Origin of the sequence: Microbacterium sp. NPDC028030, assembly GCF_040637855.1 — a bacterium.
GTDB lineage: Bacteria > Actinomycetota > Actinomycetes > Actinomycetales > Microbacteriaceae > Microbacterium.
The window spans coordinates 966348-983412 of the sequence record NZ_JBEZXF010000002.1 but is presented as its reverse complement, the minus strand read 5'-3'; the positions used below and the strand labels follow the sequence as shown (position 1 = coordinate 983412).

The following is a 17065-nucleotide window of genomic DNA, read 5'->3' as shown; positions in this document are numbered from 1 at the left end:
CCGCTGGGCAGGTGCAGTCAGGTGCAGTCGCGACCCGCTCAGAGGCGTCCGGCGGCCTTGAGTTCGAGGTAGCGGTCGGCGATGCGTGGCGGGAGGTCATCAGGATCGGCCGATATCGCCTCGCCTCCGGCGCGCAGGACCGCTTCGGCGACGTTCTCCGCATCGCGCAGAGTCCGCTCCGCGGCTGCGGCGAGATACACGTCTTCGCGGGAATCGCGTCGGCGGGCGATGGCGGCGATGCCGCCGTCCGTGACAGAGCCCACCAGCACCGTGGTCGCACGGGAGGCGTCGGGGAACGCTCCGAGGAAACCCCTGGCCGACTCGGCCGCGTCCTGTGCCGTGAGCACCACGATCAGCGAGGGCCGCGTCGTCAGGGTGCGCACCGCCGCGAACGCGCCCGGCCAATCCGTGTCGACCAGGCGGGCGTGCACCGGTGCCATGGCGTCGCTCATCGCCGGCAGGAGCGCCGCGCCGTCGACGCCGGTCACCCGACCGCGCACCACGCGGTCGTACATCAGCAGGTGCACGTGGTCTCCGGCACGGGAAGCGAGTGCGGCGAGCAGGAGAGCGGCCTCGAGCGACGCATCGACGCGGGTCCCGTCTCCGACACGTGCCGCCGCAGTGCGCCCGGTGTCGATGATGATGACCACGTGCCGGTCGCGCTCCGGCCGCCATGTCCGCAGCATCGTCGTGCCCGCGCGCGCCGTGGCACGCCAGTCGATCGAGCGCACGTCGTCGCCGCGCACGTACTCGCGGAGGGAGTCGAACTCGGTCCCCTGGCCGCGCACCTGGATGCTGGTGTTGCCGTCGAGTTCCCGCAGCCGGGCGAGACGCGACGGCAGGTGTTTGCGCGAGGAGAACGCTGGGAGCACCCGGATCGTCCCGCGGACGGAGTGCGTGGCCTGACGACCGGCGATGCCGAGAGGCCCCCGTGAGCGGATCATCACGAAATCGCTGACGAGTTCGCCGCGGCGGCGGGGGAGAAGCGGTATCTCCACGCGGCCGCGCTCGCCGGACTCCACGCGCAGCTGCTGTCGCTCGGCGGGCGCTCCCGCCGTCGGCTGCCAGGCGTCCCGGAGCACCGCGTGGAGCACCCTGGGTCCGTGGTTGTGGACGGCGACGCTCACGGGGACCGGCTCGCCGAGGCGCGCGCGCTTCGGTACCCGGCGGCTCACGGTCACCGTGCGAGGGCTGGCGGCGAGAACGAGGTCGATCGCCACCAGCACAGCGCACAGGCCGACCCACGCTCCCAGCACGGGGTACGCCGGATATCCCGCGAGCCCGGCGAGGACGAGCGGGACGATTCCGACGGCGAGAGCGACGGCGAGACGGCCGGTGACGAACACCTAGATCGGAACCCTCGTCTGCTGGACCACGGACGTGAGGACCGCATCGGCGGAGACGCCTTCCATCTGTGCGTCCGGGCGCAGTTGGAGACGATGGCGCCACACCGGAACCAGCATGGTCTGCACATGGTCCGGAGTGACCGCCGATGAGGCGTTGAGCCAGGCCCAGGCTTTCGCGGCCGCGAGGAGCCCGGTCGAGGCGCGGGGGCTTGCGCCGAGCTCGACCGATGGCGACTGGCGCGTCGCCCTCGCCAGGTCGACGACGTATCCGAGTACATCGTCGGTCACCTCGACGGCGGCGGAGGCTTGCTGCGCCGCGCGGATCTCCTCCGCCGACACCACGGCCTCGACACCGGTCAACTCACGGGGGGAGAAGCCCTCGGCGTGCCGGCGGAGCACCGCGACCTCGGCATCACGCTCTGGCATGCCGACCACGAGCTTCATCAGGAAGCGGTCGAGCTGCGCTTCGGGGAGCGAGTACGTGCCCTCATGCTCGATCGGGTTCTGCGTCGCGGCGACGAGGAACGGGTCCGGCAGGGCGCGACTGACGCCGTCCGCCGACACCTGACGCTCCTCCATCGCCTCGAGCAGCGCCGCCTGGGTCTTCGGCGGCGTGCGGTTGATCTCGTCCGCGAGGAGGATGTGGGTGAACACCGGCCCTGCCCGGAAGTCGAATTCGCCCGTGCGGGCGTCGTACACGAGCGAGCCGGTGACGTCGCCGGGCATCAGGTCGGGCGTGAACTGGACACGCTTGGTGTCGAGGCCGAGCGCGCGTGCGAACGAGCGGACCACCAGGGTCTTCGCCACCCCCGGCACCCCTTCCAGGAGAACATGTCCACGGGCGAGGAGAGACACGAGGAGACCGGTGACGGTTCCGGCCTGACCGACCACCGCCTTGTCGACCTCGGTGCGCACGCGGTGCATGGCCTGACGGAGCGCGGCGTCGTCGGCGGTCTGATTCTCGGAGATCACGGGGTTCCCTCGGCTTCTCTGGAATGGGTGGACGGGTGTGCGGTACGGGTCATTCGTCGCCCCTGGTCGTACGGGCGCTCGCCTCGACGGCCGCCTCGAGCTCGTCGAGTCGCCGAGCCAGGTCGATCAGCGCGGCGTCGTCGGTGGGGAGCGGACCGGTGAGAAGCGCCTGCAGCGTGCCACGAGGGATCCGGAGCCGGTCGGACGCGGCGTCGGCGACCTCGTCCGCGCCCGAGTGGACGGCGAGCCCGAGCCGGCGAGCCAGGCGTCGCCGCGCGCCGTCCCGGAGTGCGTCGGCGGCATGCGCTGCATCGGCGGCCTTGGCCGTGAGGCGTGCGCGTCCGTGCATCGTCTCGGATGCGCGCACGGTCACCGGTAGCGTCTCGGCGACCAGCGGACCGAAGCGCTGGCCGCGCCAGACGGCAGCGGCGATTCCGGCCAGCATCAGCAGGAGGATGGCGGGGGTGACCCAGGGCGGCGTGAGGCTCCCGAGCGTGTCGATGGACTCGCCCTCGATGTCGGAGTCGGCGAAGCTCGGGACGTACCAGACGACGCGATCGGTCTGCCCGAGCAGCGCGAGGGCGAGGGCGGCGTTCCCGTCTTCGGCGAGAGAGGCGTTGCCGAAGAGTCTCGCGCCCTCCACGACGACGTGGCGGGTGGTGGAACGGTCGTCGACGAGCACGGCCGAGCCTCCGTCGTCGCCGAAGCAGGCCTTCACCTCGGGTTCCGCGGAGAACAGCCGGTCGGCGCGGATCGTCCCAACCTTCGCGAACTCGGGCACGCTGCAGTCGGCGGCGACGGCGGGCAGCGTGCCAGGAGCGCTCTCGCCGATCCCGAGTGTGCTCAGCAGGTGGGTGCTCGTCGACAGGAAGACCACGCGGTCGGCGGGCTCCATCAACTCTTCGAGGGCCTCATCGGTCAGCGTGTACGGATTCGCCATCACGAGCGTGGTGTCGCCGTCGATCGCGTCGCGTGCGTCGGCCCTGGAGCGGTGCACCTCGACATCGACACCCTGATCCCGCAGGATCTCCGCGAGGGCGAGGGCACCGGCGTCGTCGCGGCCCTCGGGGTCGAGGGCACCTCGTGCGCCGGGAGGGTTCGCGGCGACGCGGAGGGCGACGAACGAGACGATGAGCACGAGGATCACCACGATCGACCAGCCGAGGATAGTCTTCGCCCGGCGGGGCCTGCGCTCCGCGGTCGAGGGAGCGGACGGGCTCTGAGCGGTCTCCGTCGTCCTCACGCCGGGACCGCCTCGGGCCGACGGGTGCGGAGTCGGTCGTCGGTGTCCGCGAGATCTCGGTAGCTCTGCGCCGTGGCCGGATGCCCGAGATATCGGACGTCGTCGAACAGGACGGCCGCGCGCCGCATCGCGTCGGCCTCATCGGCGAAGACGGTGCTCGCCTCACGGGCGATGGCCTGCGCGGTCGCTCCGGGCGCCGGGGCGATCAGGTCGCGTTCGAGCAGACCACGAGCGAGCGCACGGTAGCGGAGGACGGTGGCCATGTTCCAGTCGCCGTCGCGCGCACTGCGCTCGGCCTCAGAGCGAAGCTGGGCGGCCGTGCGGTCGTCGCTCGCACCCAGAAGGTCCGCACGTGCGCGGCGGACCGCTCGCGAGCTCCGAGGCCTGCCCCAGATGAGCAGAGCGGCGATCAGCGCCACCACGATGATGACGCTCACGACGATGAGCGCCCACGGACCCACGTTCGCGCCGTTCTGCGAACTGAACAGATCGGCGAGGAACCGGCCGACGTCACGGGCAACGAGATCGAACCAGGTCGGTGTGGCGTCGGCGTACCGCGGGTTGGCGAGTTCGTCCTGCGCCCAGCGTCGTGCCTCGTCCCCGTCAGGGACGAACAGGTCGTCGAACCGCAGGATCATGCCGGGTCGTCGCCGCCGGGAGCGGCCCACGCGCTTTCCGCCGGCGCGGGGTTCGACGATGCTGCTGAGGGTGCGGGCGGGGGAGGCGGAGGGAAGGCCGTGGGCGCCGTGCCCTGGACTGCAGAGGGCTGTCCTGGCCACGGTTGCGCCGGGTGGCTCTGTGCGGGGTACCCCTGCGCCACCGGAGGTTGCGCCCCATAAGCGCCCTGGGCGTATCCCTGGGTCATCATCACATGCTCGGGCACCTGACTGGGCGGGGGCGCGGAGGAGACCGCTCGTGTCGGGTCGACGCGGAAGGGATCGCCGAGCTGCTCCGCTGTCCATCCGAGGTCGCGGCGCTCCACGAAAGCGATGAGCGTCTGATCCAGTCCCTCGTAACGCATCCGGCAGTCCAGGTAGACGAGCGCCGATCCGGTGCTCTGCACCACCAGCGCGATCGCCTGGATCACCAGGAGCAGGATCTGCGGTGCGAGCAGGGTGAGCACGAAGCCGATCGCGGCGGTCGGCTCCTCCGCGCCCGTCGGTGCGACGACGGAGCCGAGAAGGCTGCTGAGCAAGGTCACGGGCAGGCTCACGACCTGCATGGCGACACCCATGATGAGACTGATCAGGAAGGTCACTCCGAAGGCGACCCAGAACCGCCCGCGGGTGAGGCGCCACGAGCGGACGAACGCCTCGCGGAAGCGGGCGCGCTCGAGCACGAGGATCGAGGGCACCAGCAGCAGCTTGGTCGTGAGCCACACGCTCAGCGGCACCGCGGCCAATGCGATGAGGATCACGACGAGCACGACGACACCGATGAGTTCGACGCTGCCGCCCAGACCACCGGCGACGAACGCGGCGATCACGGCGGCGACGATCGCGAAGATGCCGAAGAGCGCGACGACCGACAACGAGGCGAATCCGGCAAGGCGCCAGAACGACGGTGCCATCCTCCGCCACAGCATCCGCAGGGTGGCCTTCACGCCGACCGCCGCGTAGCCGATCTCTGCCGCGACGACGCCCTGCATCATGGCGGTGAACGCGATCGAGGCGAGCCCGACGGCGACCCCGGCGATGATGTTGATCCCGATGGTCCCGGCGAGCACCGCCTCGAAGTCGGGGGACGACGGGGAGACCGTCTCCAGGCGCGAGAACGTCGTGAACAGCACGACCCCCATCACACCGGCGGTGGCGATCACGACGACCAGCTGGATGGCGACCGCGAAGCCGAAGAGCACCTTCGGGTTGTGGCGGAGCGCCGCGAAGGCCTTTCCCAGCAGCATCCCGAACGTCAGCGGATGAAGAGGGATGATCCCCTTCTTCGGGGCGGGCGTCCACGTCTGGCCACTCACAGGCACTCCCTCCATCGTGCGCTCCCATCGTGTCATATCCCACGCGTGGTGCGCAGACCTGGGGTCGGCGGGACTCGGTGCCATAAGGTAACTGTTATGACCTCACGCATTCTCGTGGTCGACGACGACACAGCGCTCGCCGAGATGATCGGGATCGTGCTGCGCACCGAGGGTTTCGAGCCGGTATTCTGCGCTGACGGTGCGCGAGCTGTCGATGAATGGCGCGCGCAGCGACCAGACCTGGTTCTGCTCGATCTCATGCTCCCCGGGATGGACGGCATCGAGATCTGCACGCGCATCCGCGCCGAATCGGGTGTCCCCATCATCATGCTCACTGCCCGCAGCGACACCGCCGACGTGGTCCGAGGACTCGAGGTGGGCGCGGACGACTACATGGTCAAGCCCTTCAACCCGAAGGAGCTCGTCGCGCGCATCCGCACCCGTCTTCGTCCTGCCCCGCAGACGACCAGCGAACAGTTGCGGGTCGGCGATCTCACGGTCGACGTCGATGCGCACGAGGTGCGACGAGGCACGGCGCCGATCGCGCTCACGCCGCTGGAGTTCCAGCTCCTGGTGGCGCTCGCGTCGAAGCCGCAGCAGGTGTTCTCCCGCGAGATGCTGCTCGAGCAGGTGTGGGGCTATCACTACAAGGCCGACACCAGGCTGGTGAACGTGCACGTGCAGCGACTCCGTGCCAAGGTCGAACTCGACCCGGACAACCCGAAGATCGTGATGACGGTGCGTGGCGTGGGCTATCGGGCCGGGAGCGTCGGCTAGGAGCACGATGGCCGCGACGACTGCGACCACCTCCACGGTCGCTGTCCTGCGCGACTGGCGGAGCTGGCCGACCATGCTCGGCATGCTGTGGCGGCGCTCGCTCCGCTTCCGGACCCTGTCGATCACTCTGCTGGCGACCTCGCTGGCGATCTTCATCACGTGCGTGACGATGGCTCTCGTGATCCAGAACGACCTCTTCATCTCGCGCAAGAACGTCGCGCTGGAGGATGCCAGGCGGGCCGTCGACCAGGCGCAGCGCATCCTCGACATCGCGGAGGTCGGTGATGACCCTGCGGCGCTGTCGACTCTCTGGGACAGCATCCGGGACACGCTCGCCCGCACCTCGAGCACCGACCAGCTGGCGGGATACAAGATCGACACCGGGGCGGACGGCGTGCGTCTGAACGGCTTCGAGGCGGGGTTGAGCGAGGAGCTGCTCAGTCCTGAGCTGCAGCGGCGGGTGGTCGAGCTCGACGATCGTCAGGCCTGGCAGTCGGTGGCACTGCCGGTGGCCGACGGCGGGGTGGTGCCGGGGATCGTGGTGGGCCAACAGCTGCAGGTGCCGGAGGCCGGGGCCTTCGAGATCTACTTCGCCTACGACCTCGCCGATGCCGATCAGACGCTCGTGTTCGTGCAGCGCACGCTCTGGATCGCCGGCATCGGGCTGGTGGCGATCGTCGCCGCCATCTCCTGGATCGTGCTGCGCGCGGTCTCGACGCCGATCGTCCAGGCGGCGGAGACGAGCGCACGGCTCGCGGCGGGAGATCTCGGCGTGCGGCTCGAGGTGCATGGCGAGGACGAGCTGGCGATCCTCGGGCGCTCGTTCAACGCGATGGCCGACAGCATCGAGGCGCAGATCAAGGAGCTCGGCGAGCTCTCGATGGTGCAGCAGCGCTTCGTGTCCGACGTCTCGCACGAACTCCGCACCCCGTTGACCACCATCCGGCTCGCCGCGGACATGCTGAACGATCAGCGCGAGGAGTTCGATCCGACGACCGCGCGCGCCGCGGAACTGCTGCACGCCCAGGTGCAGCGATTCGAGACGCTGCTTTCCGACCTGCTCGAGATCAGTCGCTACGATGCGGGATCGGTGCAGCTCGAGCTGGAGGCCACGAGCCTCGCTCACCTGGCGGAGGACATCATCGAACAGATGATGCCGCTCGCGGAGGGGCGGGGAAGCGAACTGCGACTCGTCGCCCCCGGTGGCTACTCTCCGGTGGACATGGATCCCCGGCGCGTCCGTCGGGTGCTGCGCAACCTGATCGGCAACGCCATCGAGCACGGTGAGGGCCGCCCGATCGTGATCACGGTCGACAGCAATCAGCATGCGGTGGCCGCCGGAGTCCGGGACTTCGGGCTCGGCATGGAGCCGGGCGACGCGGAGCGCGTGTTCGACCGGTTCTGGCGGGCGGATCCCTCACGGCAGCGCACGATCGGAGGGACCGGCCTCGGGCTGTCCATCGCGCTCGGGGACGCCACCCTGCACGGCGGAACGCTTGCGGTGTGGTCGGAGCTCGGTGTCGGCACGAACTTCGTGCTCACGATTCCCCGCCACGAAGGCACCCTGGACGGACCGAGTCCGATTCCCGTGGAGCCGCAGGAGCCGCTTGCCGAACTCGGGGACGCGACGCAGCCCATCTCGCTGGCCGAGAGCCGTTCCGATCTGTTCGACGAGAGGGACCGGTCATGAGGCGGGCGACATCGAAGAAGGTGCTGCGCGCGGCCGGTCTCGCGCTCGCCGCGCTCCTGCTTCCCGCGTGCGCCGGTCTGCCGACGACCGGCGGGGTGTCGGTCGGCCTCGAACTCGGCGAGTCGACGCAGGACCTGGACTTCCTCCCCGTGGCATCGGGTCCCATCGAGGGCGCCGGCCCCGAGGAGATCGTCGAGGGGTTCCTCGAGGCGGGGATCACGACCTCGGACAACTGGGCGACGGCCCGCGAGTTCCTGGCTCCGGCGTTGCAGCGCACCTGGCGCCCCGCGGCCGGAGTGTCGATCGATCTCGGCACGGATACGCGCACCATCTCCTCCACCGTTCCCGTCGAAGAGGTGGAGGACGCGGACTCGGCGGAAGTGCAGGTGCTGCTCGATCTGGTCGCGAGCGTCGACGAATCGGGTGCGTACTCCGATGCACTCGGTGCGTCCACCATGCCGTTCGCACTCGAGCGCATGGAGGACGGTGAGTGGCGTATCACGGAGGCACTCGACGGGGTCGTGATCGACGCCCCGCGGTTCGCTACCGTCTTCCAGGGGTACCCGCTGCAGTACTTCGATCTCGCCTGGTCACGGCTCGTGCCCGACATGAGGTGGTTCCCGCGGCGGTTGAGCCCCGCGACCACCGTGACGCAGGCTCTGATCGGCGGAGCCCCCAGCGAGTGGCTCGAGCCGGCGGTGCAGAACGCCTTCCCCGCCGATGTCCAGCTCGCGCAGGATGCGGTCCCCGTCGTGGGGCAGGTCGCCGAGGTCGCCCTCACCCGACCGGCGGCCGATCTCGATGAGACGACGCTCTCCCGCATGCGCACCCAGCTGCAGGCGACGCTCAAGGCCGCGGGTGTCGCCGTCACCCGTGTGCAGTTCACGGTGGACGGGCGCTCCCTCGACGCCGCCGTCGCAGACGTCGTCGAGCCCACCGCGGAGATCGGCAGTCTGGTGCTGCAGGACGGGGACTTCGGGCGGATAGTGGGCGATGAGATCGTGCCGGTCGCTGACATCAGTGCGCAGATCGACGCCATCGAGGAACCGATCGTCTCGATCGACGTCGCCGCAGACGACTCCCGCGCGGCCGTCCAGTTGGGCGACGGTCACGTCTATACGGTTCACGACGACCGTCGCGACGAGGTGGACGCACGACCGGGCCTCATCGAGCCGTCCCTCGATCCGTGGGGATACACCTGGTCCGTTCCCGAAGGAGAGCCCTCCGCTGTGCAGGCCTCGGGAAGCGACCCCGATGTCGCACCGCTCGCCGTGGCGAACGCATGGCCGACGGCCTCCGCGGTCTCCGATCTGCGGGTGTCGGCAGACGGGGCACGAGTGGCCGCGGTCGTGGCCGTCGGCAAGCAGCGTTGGGTCGTCGTCGCCGCCGTGATCCGCGATTCGGCGGGGGCCCCGATCGAGCTCGGAGACGCCAAGCAGGTGACCCAGTTGACCGAACCGGCGACCAGCCTCGTGTGGTTGGGGCCGGATCGACTCGGGGTCCTCATCGGTCCGACCAGCCCGCGGCTCCTCACCCAGATGGTGGGCGGACCCGGGTCTGCCGAGGCAGCACCGAGCGATGCGGTCTCGGTGGCCGGTGCGCGCACGTCGGCGGGCGTTCGGATCCTGGGGGCGAGCGGGCAGCTCTTCGCCCACGCAGGGTCCGCCTGGCGCGAGGTCGCTTCCGGGATCTCCGTCCTGGGCACGCGCGCGGGGGAGTGACTCCTCCTCCACGACGGGGGAGAGCCCGCGGAGTGTCGTCGCGGACGGGGATCGTGCGTCACGGCACGCTGTTCGCCGACAGAATCGGGGAGTGCGAACAGAGTCCCGGATCCTTTGTCTCGGTGCGGAAGTCGCGGCCTTCCTGTCGGCGGCCACGTGTGCCGGGTGCGATGTGCCGGGAAGCATCGTGTGCGACCGGTGTCGACGGGAGCTGGCGCCGCGACCGCACCAGGGCGTGACGCCCGGAGGGATGCCGGTCCTGGCCGCCTTCGCTTTCGAGGGGGTCGCCGCGCGCTGCATCCGTCGGCTCAAGGGCGAGGGAGCCACGGTCCTCGCGCGTCCGCTGGGGTCTGCTCTCGCGACCGTGCTCGCCCCCGTGGCAACCCCCGCGACCTGGGTCGTCCCGGTGCCCACGGCGCGCGCGGCCTTTCGTCGGCGCGGCTACCGCGTACCCGAGCTGCTGATCCATCGGGCGGGGCTCAGCCCGCAGCGGGTGCTCTCCGTCGTGACCGCGAGCGTCGATCAGCGAGGGCTGGGGGCCAGCGCCCGGGCGGCGAATGTGCGGGATACCATGCGAGCGCGGCGGCGGGGCGACGGCGCCGCGGCGGTGATCGTCGACGACGTCGTCACCACCGGGGCGACGCTCGACGAAGCGGCCCGCGCCCTCGATGTCGCGGGCTTCCGCGTGACCGCCGCGGTCGCGCTCGCCGCCACGCCGCGGCGCGCCGGATTCTGAGGAACCTCATCGAGAACGCACCGGCGACACAGGGGTGCGACCCCGTGACATCCGTCGGTGGGCGGACTACGGTGGGGGGACACAAGGCGACCACGGTCCGCCCTTGGCCGGGAGGACCGGGACAAGGAGGCAGCAATGGAAACAAGCATCGTTGGCGTCGGAGTGGGTATCACCGATCGCTTCCGAACCGTTGTCGAAGAGAAGATCGCCAAGGTCCAGATGCTCGCGTCTCGCGCGCAGCGACTGGACGTGAAAGTCACTCATCGTGTGTATCGCAATGGCCGCATCCCCGATGAGACCGTCGAGCTGACGCTGATCGGGAAGGGGCCCGTCGTCCGCGCGGAGGCGACCGACGGCGACAAGTTCGTGGCTCTCGATCTCGCCGTCGACAAGATGTCCGAGCAACTGCGTCGCGCGAAGGAGAAGCGAGTCGACGGCCGACAGCACCCCCGCGGCGCCCACTTCGAGAAGGGCAGCGGCGCCCTGGAGGGCATCGACGTCCAGCCCGCATCCGCCGATGTGCTCCATGCGGTCGCGACGGGCAGCGTTCCCGTGCAGCAGTCCGAGGAGGAGACCTATTCTCCTGTCGTCATCCGCACCAAGAGCTTCGACGCCGAATGGATGACCGTCGAGGAGGCCGTCGATCGAATGGAGCTGGTCGGTCATGACTTCTTCCTCTTCGTCGACGTCCGCACCGACCACCCGAGTGTCGTGTACCGCCGCAAGGGGTGGGACTACGGTGTGATCGCCCTGAGCACGCAGGCTCCGCCGTCCGCGGCCCTCGCGTCCTGAGCCGCATCGCAGAACGGCCCGGTCCCTCGGAGGGACCGGGCCGTTCCGGTGTCTGCGCCGCGGTGACGCCGTCAGTCGAAGATGCCGTCGAGGATGCTGCCGATCACGAGACCCCCCAGGATGCCGGAAGCGAGGTCCCCGCCGCCACCACCGCGTCGCGGTCCGCCGCCCCAACCACCGCCGCCCCAGTCCTGGTCCTGCGGACGGGAGGAATCGATGTCGCGCTGCGCGAGCTGCAGCGCCTCGGACGCGAGATGAGCCACGCGCCGCGCCTGTGCCAGCGCGGCCTCGCGCGTCTCCTCCGCGGGGAGGAGATCGGAGAGGTCGACCCGCAGGCGCTCGGCTTCGGCGAGTCGTGTGCGGGCGTCGGCGCCGATCCATCCACGATGCCCCGCGATGAGGCCTCGTGCCACGCCGAGTTGCCGGTCGGCGTCGTCGATCGCATGTTGCACCTGCGCGACGCTCGGGAGCGGATTCTCGGCGCGATGACGTGCTTTCGCGATCGCGTCGTCCAGAGCGGAGTTGGCTTCGCGCAGCTGAGAGAGCTCGGTGAAGGGGTCGTTGGGCTGACCGGACGGTGTCAACGCCGCCAGGGCCGCCTGGAGTGCGGTGACCGCCTCGGCCACGGCGGGGACCGCCGGTGCGTTGCGAGCCGCGATGAGGTCACCCCGGGAGTCGGCGACGACTTCTGCGAGGGTCGATTCTGCCCGCAGTGCTTCGATCTCGAAGTCCTCGACCGCGTCGAGCAGGGCCGATGCGCGCCGGGTCGCCTCGGTCGCGGTCTCGAGCGCGACGTTCGCCTCTTCGTTCTGCTTCGCCGCCCGGCGGCGCTCGGAGACATCGGCGCTGTGTGTCGCGAAGCGGATGAGCTGCTCCGCCTCGGCTGCGCTCGCGGTGATCTGGTGCATCGCAGAATCGGAGTAGCGGGCGGAGAGACGTGCGACGGTCTCGTTGGTCTGCGGGATGCGGGTGCCGAGGGCGGCAGCCTCGGCGCGCACCTGCGCGATGATCTCCGGCGCCCGTCGTACCTTCGCCACCGACTCCGCGAGCACCGAGGTCTTCTCGTCGAGGAGGTCCTGGGCCCAATCGCACAGCTGCAGGATGCGCGCATTGCGAGTGCGCAACTCCTCAGGCGTGTCGGGGATCTCGTCGTGGTTCAGCTGGTGCAGTTGGAACGCTTCGCGCAGGTGGGTGCGCACGGCGATCAGCGCCTTGCGCAGATCAGCGGTCAGCGACTCGCCGAGCTCGGCCTCTGCGAACGCGAGCTCATCCGAGGTCGTGCGGATCCGCTCGTCCGCCCCGACCAGGGCCTGCTCCGCGCGGCGCGCCAGATCGGCGTCCTGTGCGGCGAGTTCTTCCTGTTCGCGTTTGCGTCTGCCCCAAAATCCAGCCATGAACCGATCCTAGTTTCCCGCGCGCCGGAGCTGGCTGAGCATCCGCTTCAGGTGGGCGGTGTTCGCTCAGGGCGCGTCATGCGATGGCTGTCCGTCGTGTCAGCTCCGCCTTCCTCGGCGGGACGAGCCAGCTGACTACTGCGATCGCGAGGGGCAGTGCGACGGCGAGCAGAGCGAGCACGAGCCAGGGGACATCGGAGATCAGCAGAACGTCGCGCGATTGGATGGCGAATCCGATCGGCGGGAGAACGCCAGCCGCAGCACCCGCGATCGTGCCGAACCCGGCGATGATGAGCCCCTGCCAGAACCCGATCCGGCGACGGAGCCCGTCTGTGCCACCCACGGCGGAGAGTGTCGCGTCATCGGGCCGGCGTTCGAATCGGGCGAGGCTCAGTGCGACACCGCTCGCCCCCAGGACGAGCACACCCACGGCCGTCAGGATCGGGATCATCCACAGCGAGTCATCCGGCGGACCATCCTCGAAGTACGGGGCGAGCACCCACGCGTCCGCGTTCGACGCGTCCGCCTGCTCCTGCACGCGGTCCCGCACCTCCACGGGGACAGGGGCGTCGAACGACGCGATCACCAGGAACGGGCGGACCTCCATGTCGAGCTCTGTCGCAGTCTCCGGGGCGATCGCCACCGCGATGGCCTGGTGGGAGAGGTCGAGTTGGATGGCGTCGACCTTCTTCTCCCAGATCGGATCGCTGCGCGGGGGACCCTCTTCCCACCTGGTCCAGATGTTGTCGGGCATCTCGCCCTCGTAGGCCTCCCTTCCCGTCCACGCGCCGACGTCGATCGTGCCGTCGGTGACGTAGTCCGCGTCGGTGACGACGGCGGCACCGCTCCGGTACGCGGCGCGCTGGGCAGAGGTCATGGTGATCCCGAGCGCATCCTCGACCTCGTCCGCGGCGATCACGGCGATCGGATTCGCCCGGTTCTGCCCGCCGGAGAACGAGTCCTGGTCGACCGGGTCGAGAAGATGGCGCTCCGGCATCACCGCGATGACTCTGGTCTCATCAGCGGGGACGTCGCCGGCGCTGGCGTACGACCAGACCTCCGGCTGATGGGAGACGGCAGCGATGCCGGATGCCCCCACGTCTTCCGCGAGCTCGATGCCCGCCTCTGCAGCCTCGTCCGCCGTCGGAGCATCGAGGGGAGCGCCGGTTCCGGTCTCGTGAATGCTGATGGCGAGTGTTCCCACGGGCGCCTGATACGCCCAGTCCCGAGCGGTCCACGCGTTCTGCATGGAGGTCTGACCGATCGCGAAGACGGCGATGAACACGGTCGCGGCGATCGCGGCGAAGGCGGGAACGGTGCGGGACGCGTTCGCGGCGGCGTCGCGCGCGGAAATGCGAGCCGCGAGGCTGAGTCGCGACAGGGCCGTGGCGGTGACCCACAACAGCCAGCGTCCCGAGAGGAGGATGCCGATCTGCACGAGGACCGGCCCGACCACGATCCCGAGCGGCGGGACGGTCCGCAGGGGGGAGTCCCAGGGGAGATCGGTGACCACGATCGCCAGGACGGCGAAAGCGCTGCCGATCGTGAGAGCGACGCCGACCAGCAGCAGGATCGACCCCCAGATGGGTCTCGACGCACGGGGTGACTGCGGGCGACGTGCGCCGCGGAGGGCGCTGAGCGTGTCGGAGCGCGCCACCGTCCGCGCCGGGAAGGCGGCGGAAACGGTGCCGACGAGCACGGAGAACGCGAGGATCCCGGCGAGTATCAGCCAGGGGATGTGGAAGCCCCAGAACTGCGTCGCCGATCCGTCGGCGAGCAGCGTCATCGTGACGGCGGCGGCGCCGATGCCGAGAGCGAGTCCGATGACCCCTGAGACGAGTCCGAGCGCGGTTCCCTGGAGGAGGATGACGCGGCGGAGGTCGGAGGCCGAGGCGCCGACGCTCGCGGCGACGGCGAGGGATCGCTGCTGTCGACGCGCGGCGACGGCGAAGGCGGCGCCCGCGAGCATCACCACGACGTAGGCCGCGAAGAGCCCCCCGGCGACGAGCACGATGAGCATCGTCCACAGTGCGCCGTCGTCGGCTCCGGACCACCCGCGCCTCGAGTCGTCGGCGATGTCGGGTGGATCCAGGATCACCGATCGGGCGTACGCGACGACTCCGTCTTCGTTCAGCTTCTCGACCTCGGGCCAGCTGAGCGGCAGATCGGGGAGGTACCAGCGGGCGTCGCCCTCGAGCCCCGCGCTCGCCGGGAGGAACAGCGCGGGGGTCGCATCGGTGAGGACGGCGGAGTCGAGCGTTCCGACGACGGTGTAGGGCCGGTCGCTGTCGGTGAGGACCACCTCGCCGCCGATCGCGACTCCGAGTCGTTCGAGTGCGGCCGGGGTGGTCATGATCTCGCGGTCGTTGCTCGGGGTGGTTCCGTCGACGAGGGCGTATCGTCCCTCGAAGCGCTCATCCCACGTTGCACCGCCCCACGCCGGCATGCTGGTCACGCCATCCGGCGTCTCCACGCGCACGTCGTCCTCGACGACGGGGATCGTCTCGGTGCCGGAGGGGAGCAAGGCGATCGGGTCGGCGATTGGTGTGCCCTCCGGGGCGGTGCTCGAGTTCTCGGGATAACCGAGCCACGTGGGATCGGTCGGTGACTGCCAGAAGCCGCTCCCCGGCACGCCTGCCACCGAGATCCATGCCTCCGTCTGCCCCAGCTCTGCGGTCACGCGCTCCTGAGCCGTGCCGACCATGCTCCCTCCGATGACCGCGTAGGCCGTCATGGCCGCGATCGGGAGCATGACGAGCACGCCGATGAGCGCGCTGGACAGGAGTGTGCGGCGCAGCTGACGGCGCGCCAGCCGGGCGGCGACGCGCCAGCGGGTCCCCGCCCCCGGGCGCCGACCTGCTGCGGAGAGACGTCCGGACGTCCGGGTCTCCGGCCGCTCGACGGTCGAGGTCATCGGCCCGTTCCGCTCAGCAGCACCTCGGCGTCATCGCGTCGGGTCTCGTCGACGATCCTGCCGTCGCGGAGGAACACGATCCGGTCGGCGAAGGCCGCATGGCGGGCCTCGTGCGTGACGAGGATGCCCGCGGCGCCCGCATCCACACGCCCGCGGAGCATCCGGAGCACGAGTTCGCCGGTGACGGAGTCGAGTGCGCCGGTCGGTTCGTCCGCGAGGATGAGCCGTCGCCCGCCGACCACCGCGCGGGCGATCGCGACGCGCTGCTGCTGACCTCCCGAGAGGTCGTCCGGGTAGGAGTCGAGCTTGTCGGCCAGCCCGACGGACTCGAGGGCGTCCTTGCCTGCACGGCGCGCGACACGCCGACGGAAGCCGTCGAGTTCCAACGGGAGCGTCACGTTCTCGATGGCGGTGAGCGTGGGGATGAGGTTGAAGTCCTGGAAGACGAACCCGAGCGACCTCCGACGCAGGCGGGCGACATCCGCCGCGCTCTGCTCGCTGAGGAATGCGCCCTCGATAACGACCTCGCCCGTTGTGGGTCTGGCGAGACCACCGGCGATCGCGAGCAGTGTCGACTTGCCGGAGCCGGACGCACCCATGACTGCGACGAGCTCACCGCGTCGAACCTCCAGGTCGACGCCCGAGAGTGCGGAGACCGCGGTCGCGCCGTGACCGTACTGCTGCGTCACGCCGACGAGGCTCAGGACCGTCTCGTCGCTCACGGCGTCGGCTCGGCATCCGCGAGTGCGGCTCCGGCTTTGGCCGGACGACCTCGCTTGGGGCGCTCGGTCGCGAGCTCGAGTGTCATCGCATGGCGTGGATGCAGCGCGAGCCGTTGTTCCGTGTGGTCGAGCCAGCGCACCTCCGCCTCTGCGGCGAAGATCATCGAGTCGACCACGAGTGCCCAGGAGAGTTCTTCGGGCCCGTCCGCATCGCCCCCCGCGTACTTGGCACGTTGCAGAGCCTGCAGCTGGCGGAGTGACGCGGTGCGCTGCGCCTGGATGACCGCCGTGACGTCGACGCCGGGCAGTGTCGCGGCGACCGCGAGCTTGATCGCCAGCTCGTCTCGGGTCGCTTGGGTGCGCACCACGGGGGAGGAGAGCCATTGTGCGACTTCGGCCGAACCGTCCTCGGTGATCTGCCAGTAGATGTGGCCCTGCTCGTCGGCATCGCCGCGCTGGACGAGCCCGTCGCGCTCGAGCCGTTCGAGCGTGTTGTAGATCTGTCCGACGTTGAGGGGCCAGGTCGATCCTGTGCGGCGGTCGAACTCGTGTCGCAGCTGATAGCCGTAGCAGGGCCCCTGATCGAGGATGGCGAGAAGGCTCTGGCGTACCGACATGCGTGATCTCCTGGTGACTCGTCCGGAATGCAATACCGAGTATATGCATACTCGGTATTCGTCAGCCGCGCCACGCGGATGACCCGGGGGCGGCCTTTGCAGGCGACGTGCAGGTCACAGCCCGGTAACATGGCAAAGCATGCCTGGCGTCGGGCTCACCGACGACCGG

At 70.0% G+C, this 17065-nt stretch carries 14 protein-coding genes; 5 read left to right on the top strand and 9 right to left on the bottom strand.

Going from position 1 to position 17065, the window contains the following annotated elements; all coding sequences use genetic code 11:
- Window positions 1–38: 38 nt before the first annotated feature.
- The 5 genes from AB0E56_RS13735 to AB0E56_RS13715 form a co-directional block, all read right to left on the bottom strand.
- On the bottom strand, window positions 39–1346 hold the full coding sequence (locus AB0E56_RS13735; protein ID WP_359799756.1) for a DUF58 domain-containing protein: 1308 nt from the start codon (window positions 1344–1346) through the stop codon (window positions 39–41).
- On the bottom strand, window positions 1347–2270 hold the full coding sequence (locus tag AB0E56_RS13730; RefSeq protein WP_359800065.1) for a MoxR family ATPase: 924 nt from the start codon (window positions 2268–2270) through the stop codon (window positions 1347–1349).
- A gap of 97 nt (window positions 2271–2367) precedes the next feature.
- Window positions 2368–3561, bottom strand: a complete 1194-nt coding sequence (locus tag AB0E56_RS13725; protein ID WP_359799754.1) for a DUF4350 domain-containing protein — start codon at window positions 3559–3561, stop codon at window positions 2368–2370.
- Window positions 3558–4199, bottom strand: a complete 642-nt coding sequence (locus tag AB0E56_RS13720; RefSeq protein ID WP_359799752.1) for a DUF4129 domain-containing protein — start codon at window positions 4197–4199, stop codon at window positions 3558–3560. Before AB0E56_RS13720 ends, AB0E56_RS13725 begins: the two co-directional genes overlap by 4 nt.
- Window positions 4196–5533, bottom strand: coding sequence for a hypothetical protein (locus AB0E56_RS13715; RefSeq protein ID WP_359799750.1), 1338 nt, complete (start codon window positions 5531–5533; stop codon window positions 4196–4198). The genes AB0E56_RS13720 and AB0E56_RS13715 overlap by 4 nt, the downstream gene beginning before the upstream one ends.
- Window positions 5534–5629: 96 nt before the next feature.
- Here AB0E56_RS13715 and mtrA point away from each other — a divergent pair, with 96 nt between their 5' ends.
- The 5 genes from mtrA to raiA all read left to right on the top strand — a co-directional run bounded on the left by mtrA (window position 5630) and on the right by raiA (window position 11249).
- Complete coding sequence (mtrA, locus tag AB0E56_RS13710) at window positions 5630–6310, top strand: MtrAB system response regulator MtrA (RefSeq protein WP_183152382.1); 681 nt, start codon at window positions 5630–5632, stop codon at window positions 6308–6310.
- A gap of 7 nt (window positions 6311–6317) precedes the next feature.
- The gene (mtrB, locus tag AB0E56_RS13705) at window positions 6318–8000 is read left to right on the top strand and encodes an MtrAB system histidine kinase MtrB (RefSeq protein WP_359799747.1); all 1683 of its coding nucleotides are present in this window, start codon (window positions 6318–6320) and stop codon (window positions 7998–8000) included.
- Window positions 7997–9721, top strand: a complete 1725-nt coding sequence (locus AB0E56_RS13700) for an LpqB family beta-propeller domain-containing protein (protein ID WP_359799745.1) — start codon at window positions 7997–7999, stop codon at window positions 9719–9721. The genes mtrB and AB0E56_RS13700 overlap by 4 nt, the downstream gene beginning before the upstream one ends.
- 250 nt (window positions 9722–9971) lie before the next feature.
- A complete protein-coding gene (locus tag AB0E56_RS13695; RefSeq protein ID WP_359799743.1) occupies window positions 9972–10457 on the top strand; it encodes a phosphoribosyltransferase family protein in 486 nt (161 codons plus the stop codon).
- 135 nt (window positions 10458–10592) lie between these two features.
- Window positions 10593–11249: a ribosome-associated translation inhibitor RaiA gene (gene raiA, locus AB0E56_RS13690; RefSeq protein WP_359799741.1), complete on the top strand. Its 657-nt coding sequence runs from the start codon at window positions 10593–10595 to the stop codon at window positions 11247–11249.
- A 71-nt stretch (window positions 11250–11320) separates the two neighbouring features.
- On the opposite strand, the gene AB0E56_RS13685 is transcribed toward raiA, so the two are convergent.
- The 4 genes from AB0E56_RS13685 to AB0E56_RS13670 form a co-directional block, all read right to left on the bottom strand.
- Complete coding sequence (locus AB0E56_RS13685) at window positions 11321–12643, bottom strand: hypothetical protein (RefSeq protein WP_359799739.1); 1323 nt, start codon at window positions 12641–12643, stop codon at window positions 11321–11323.
- A gap of 76 nt (window positions 12644–12719) precedes the next feature.
- Window positions 12720–15557, bottom strand: a complete 2838-nt coding sequence (locus AB0E56_RS13680; RefSeq protein WP_359799737.1) for an FtsX-like permease family protein — start codon at window positions 15555–15557, stop codon at window positions 12720–12722.
- Window positions 15554–16279 (bottom strand): ABC transporter ATP-binding protein, encoded by a 726-nt coding sequence (locus AB0E56_RS13675; protein WP_220174107.1) that lies wholly within the window; start codon window positions 16277–16279, stop codon window positions 15554–15556. Before AB0E56_RS13675 ends, AB0E56_RS13680 begins: the two co-directional genes overlap by 4 nt.
- Window positions 16276–16896 carry a PadR family transcriptional regulator gene (locus tag AB0E56_RS13670; RefSeq protein WP_359799734.1) on the bottom strand — a complete coding sequence of 207 codons (621 nt, stop codon included), beginning with the start codon at window positions 16894–16896 and terminating at the stop codon, window positions 16276–16278. Before AB0E56_RS13670 ends, AB0E56_RS13675 begins: the two co-directional genes overlap by 4 nt.
- Window positions 16897–17065: the final 169 nt, after the last annotated feature.